The organism is Corallococcus sp. AB018, from assembly GCF_003986945.1.
Lineage (GTDB): Bacteria > Myxococcota > Myxococcia > Myxococcales > Myxococcaceae > Corallococcus > Corallococcus exiguus.
Genome location: NZ_RAWR01000372.1, coordinates 1 through 4,906, shown reverse-complemented (window position 1 = coordinate 4,906; position 4,906 = coordinate 1). Strand labels below are relative to the sequence as shown.

2 protein-coding genes and 1 pseudogene are annotated in these 4,906 nt (G+C 69.9%); 2 read left to right on the top strand and 1 reads right to left on the bottom strand.

Annotated features, from left to right (window positions below; all coding sequences use genetic code 11):
* Window positions 1-3,666: an ATP-dependent RNA helicase HrpA gene (hrpA, locus tag D7Y11_RS41620; protein WP_121756095.1), complete on the top strand. Its 3,666-nt coding sequence runs from the start codon at window positions 1-3 to the stop codon at window positions 3,664-3,666.
* A 97-nt stretch (window positions 3,667-3,763) separates the two neighbouring features.
* The gene (locus tag D7Y11_RS41615; RefSeq protein ID WP_158629215.1) at window positions 3,764-4,609 is read left to right on the top strand and encodes a DUF1963 domain-containing protein; all 846 of its coding nucleotides are present in this window, start codon (window positions 3,764-3,766) and stop codon (window positions 4,607-4,609) included.
* 80 nt (window positions 4,610-4,689) lie between these two features.
* Here the strand turns inward: D7Y11_RS41615 and D7Y11_RS41610 are convergent.
* Window positions 4,690-4,906 (bottom strand): annotated as a pseudogene (locus tag D7Y11_RS41610) (hypothetical protein); the annotation flags it as partial.

Genomic DNA, 4,906 nt, shown 5'->3' with positions numbered 1-4,906 from the left:
CTGCGCTTCCCCCCCGAGCTCCCCATCTCGAGCCGGGTGGAGGACATCACCGCGGCCATCTCCGCCCATCAGGTGGTCATCGTCGCGGGGGCCACCGGCTCGGGGAAGACGACGCAGCTGCCGAAGATCCTGCTCGCCATGGGGCGCGGCCGCCCGCGCCAGATTGGCGTCACCCAGCCCCGGCGTATCGCCGCGACGAGCGTGGCGGCGCGCGTGGCTCGCGAGCTCGGCACGGAGCTGGGTACGGACGTCGGCTATCAGATCCGCTTCGAGGACCGCTCGACCCGGCGGACGGCCGTGAAGTTCATGACCGACGGCGTGCTGCTCGCGCAGATCCACAGCGACCCGCTGCTGAGCCGCTACGACACCATCGTGCTCGACGAGGCCCACGAGCGCAGCCTCACCATCGACTTCCTGCTCGGGTGGCTCAGGCGCATCCTCCCCAGACGCCCCGACCTCAAGGTGGTGGTGAGCTCGGCCACCATCGAGACCGAGCGCTTCTCACAGTTCTTCGGGGGCGCTCCCGTCATCCAGGTGGAGGGCCGTACCTTTCCGGTGGACGTGCTCTATGAGCCGCCCCCCGAGGACGACGAGCTCGCCGACTCCGTCGCCGATTCGGTGGCGAACGTGCTCTCGCTCGACCCGGACGGGGACGTGCTCGTGTTCCTCCCTGGCGAGCGGGAGATCCGCGAGGCCGAGAATGCCCTGAACGCGCGCGAGCTCCGCGGCACAGTGGTGCAGCCCCTGTATTCGCGCCTGTCGGCCTCCGAGCAGTCGCGCGTCTTCGCCACCATCCCCCAGCGACGGGTCATCCTCGCCACCAACGTCGCGGAGACGTCGATCACCATCCCGGGCATCGTGTACGTCGTGGACACGGGGGTGGCGCGCCTGTCGCGCTACGACCCACGCTCGGGCACCACTCGCCTGCAAATCGAGCCGGTCTCCCAGGCCAGCGCCGACCAGCGCAAGGGGCGCTGCGGCCGCGTGCGAGAGGGCATCTGCGTGCGCCTCTACGACGAGGTGAGCTTCACCACGCGGCCCGCCTTCACCGACCCGGAGATCAAACGCACCGGGCTCGCGGGGGTCATCCTGCGGATGAAGTCCCTCGGCCTCGGTGACGTCGAGGACTTCCCCTTCCTCGACCCGCCCCAGCCGAGGGCCATCGCCGAGGGCTGGCGGGTGCTCGAGGAGCTCGGGGCCATCGAGGGCAAGGAGCGCACCTTGACGCCGCTCGGGCACCAGCTCGCGCGCTTCCCGGTGGACCCGCGCATCGCGCGGATGATTCTCGCCGGCGCCGAGTACGGGTGCGTGGACGAGGTGCTCATCGTCGCCGCGGCGCTCAACCTGCAGGACCCGCGCGAGCGGCCACGGGAGCTCGCGCAGAAGGCGGACGAGCTGCACCGGCGCTTCCGTGACGAGCACTCGGACTTCACGGGGCTGCTCAAGCTGTGGGCGTTCGTGCGCGAGGCCGAGGAGCGCGGGACGTCCCATCTGCGGCGCGTGTGCCGGGACAACTTCCTGTCCTTCCTGCGGGTGCGCGAGTGGCGAGACGTCCAGCGCCAGCTCGAGGAGACCGTCCGCGAGCTGCGCCTGCCTCGCAAGGGCCGGGGCGCCCCGGCGCGCGGGGACGTCCTGCACCAGGCGCTCCTCACCGGGCTGCTGTCCCGCATCGGCCAGTGGAATCCGGAGCAGCGCCACTACACGGGCGCGAAGCAGACGCGCTTCATGGTCCATCCCTCGTCGGCGCTCTCGAAGAAGCCCCCTGCCTGGGCGATGGCGTTCGAGCTCGTGGAGACGACCCAGCTGTTCGCGCGCACGGTGGCGAAGCTCGAACCGGAGTGGCTCGCGTCGGCGGCCCCCCACCTGCTCAAGCGCAGCTACTCCGAACCGCACTGGTCGGAGAAGTCCGCGCGCGCCATCGTGAAGGAGAACGCGACCCTCTTCGGGCTGCAGGTCTTCAAGGAGCGCCCCGTGTCCCTGTCCAGCATGGACCCCGCCCGGGCACGGCTGATGTTCCTCGAGCATGCCCTGGTGCGCGGCGAGTACCGCACCCGGGGGGCGTTCCAGGAGGAGAACCAAGAGGTGCTCGATCGCGTGGCGCGCCTGCGGGACAAGGCCCGGCGCAGCGAGCTGCTCGACAGCGAGGCGCTGCTGACGTTCTTCGACCAGCGCGTCCCGGCGGACGTGACGGACGGAGCGGGCTTCGAGGCCTGGCGCCGCAAGGCCGAGGCGGCCGACCCCGACGTGCTCATCCTCTCGATGGAGGATGCCCTCTCGCACGACCCGGGCCTGTCCCCGGCGCACTACCCGGACTCCATCACCCTGCACGGCGCGTCCGTACCGGTGACGTACACCTTCGACCCCTCGGCCGATGACGACGGCATCACCCTGAGCGTGCCGCTGCTGCTGCTCGCGCAGCTCGTCCCAGGTGAGCTCGACTGGACCATCCCCGGGTGGCAGAGGGAGAAGCTCACCGCCCTGCTCGATCAGGTTCCCCGCGCCCTGCGCAAGCAACTGGGGCCGGTGCCGGCCCTGGTCGACCGCCTCGAAAAGGAACTGGTGCCCTTCCGCGGGCCGATGATTCCCGCGCTCGCGCGTGCGGTGTCACGGCTGTGCGGCGTGGACGTGCCCGAGGAGTCCTTCCGGGCGGATGCCGTGCCACCGTACCTGCGCATCACGCTCCGGGTGCTCGACGAGCGGGGAAAGGAGCTCGCACGCAGCCGCGACGCCGACGCGCTGCTCGAGCAGCACGGGGGACATGCACGGGCGGCGCTGCGCAGCGTGGCACCGACTGCGGACTGGGAGCGCAAGGGGCTGACGGCCTGGACCTTCGGCGAGCTGCCCCCCTTTGTTACCCGGCGGATCGGTGGGCTCGAGGTCCGCAGCTATCCCGCGCTCGTCGACCGGGGCGCTGCCGTGGACCTGGTGCTGCTCGAGACCTCCGCCGCCGCCGACGCGGCCACGCGAACGGGGGTCCGCCGGCTCCTGATGCTCGCCGCGCGCGGACACGTGGCCGTCAGCGCCGCGCGCATGCCGCTCCCCTTCCCGACCCTGGACGGCGCGCCGCCCGCGCGGGGCAAGGCTGACGCCTTCAAGGCGCTCGTCCTCGCACGCAGCGTCGACGATGCGTTCAAGCTCGCACCGGGTGCGCCACTGCCCCGCACGAAGGCAGCCTTCGAGGCGCTGGTCCAAGAGGGCTCACCGCGCATCGAGCGTGAGGCCCGTGACTGGGCGAACGCCGTCGTCGTCACCTCCTCGGAGCTCGCTGCGACGCTCGCCGCACTCAAGGCGGCCTCCAAGGGGCCGAGCGGCGCGGCGGCCGTGCGGGACATCCGCTCGCAGCTCGGGCAGTTGTTCCCCGCGAACCTCATCGAGTGGATTCCCCTCGTACGACTGCTGCACTACTCGCGCTACCTCCGCGCGGCCCAGGCACGGCTGGCGCGTGCGGTGGCGAACCCCGCCAAGGACGCAGGCAAGGCCGCGCCCTTCCTCCCCCTGTGGGAGACCTTCCTCGCCAGGTCCACCACCGCGCGTGACCAGGAGGCGGCGCAGGAGCTGCGGTGGGCCTTCGAGGAGCTCCGCGTGGCCATCTTCGCTCCGGAGGTGACGACGCCCGTGTCGGTGACGGTGGCGAAGGTCGGCGCGGCCCTCGCGGCGCTGCGCTAGAAGCGAGTGGATGTCCGTCCGCGACTCACGGTTGGGGCTGGATGCAATTGCCCGCGCGCCTTCGCTCCGTCTGCCCGGCAGGCTACGTTCACCGCCCATGTCCAAGGCCCGGAGCGACAAAATCGATGCCCTCAGCGCGGACGAGGTCGGTCGATGGCTACGTCCGTTGATTCGCCAGCGCACGATGCTGGTGCCGGGAGCTTCCTCCCGCGACGACTCGCTGCTTGCCACGCGCTTCGGTGGCGTGCCCACGGGGCGCGGTGGCGAACGGTGGCCCATCTGTGACCGCGGCCATCTCCTGAGCTTCGTTGCGCAGGTGAACCATGTACGAGACGCTCGGCACTCGCCCACGCTCGGCATCGCCTTCTTCACGTTCTTCTACTGCTGGGACTGCGGCCCGCTGCACCCCAAAAAGCCGCGGGACGGAATCAAGGAGCGGGAAGGATTTCGGGTGATGGCGTACCCGTCGCTCTCGCCTTCCCAGGCATGCGAACTCCGACTGGAGCCGGATGCCTCCAAAGGCTACCACTGGCAAGAGTTCGAGCCTCGATTCGTGACCCCACGACTCGAACAATCGCTCCCTGATGACGTTGGGTTCGAGGTGCACTGTCCCCCGCTCTGGGACCGAGTCCCCGGAAACTCCGGTGCTCGGCAGGCGTGGGAGAACTGGCACGTGGTGGCTCGAGTCGCCAGTGAGCTAACCCACGCCCGCGAGAAACCCCACTCACGCAACAGAGGGGTCGTGCTCGGCGGATATCCCAATTGGGTGAACGGCCCAGACCAGACACCACGATGCACCGTTTGTGGGGAGCTGATGGAACTGCTGCTGCAGCTCTCTCCCTCTGATGTGACGGATGCCAGTTGGGGCGATGTGTGGACGGCCTATCTCTTCATGTGCCGAACACACCTGAAGGAAGTCGCGCTTCGATTCCAGGGCACGTGACCCGACTCCCGCTCGCTTGTTCCTGACGGTTTGGGAGAGCTGTTGGTAGGCGGCGTCCGGCCAGCGATGTGATGTCCTCTCTAGGCAGCGAAAACGTGACGGTCATGGCCACGCTGCCGCGTGAGTGAGTGGACGAGCAGGGCGATGCCAGCCAGCACCTGCAGGCCGAGGATGATGCGCGTGGGCTCCACGACAGGCAGCCACGACACCCTGTCTCCGCGGATGACGAAGGCGCCGGCCGGACGCGCGCTCAGCCCAAAGCCCGTGCCCTCCCCATGTCCCATGCCCCCCCTTGAG

Bases quoted from the DNA above. Each gene is read 5' to 3' on its own strand.
- D7Y11_RS41615 (WP_158629215.1), top strand. From the start codon at position 3,764: ATGTCCAAGGCCCGGAGCGACAAAATCGATGCCCTCAGCGCGGACGAG.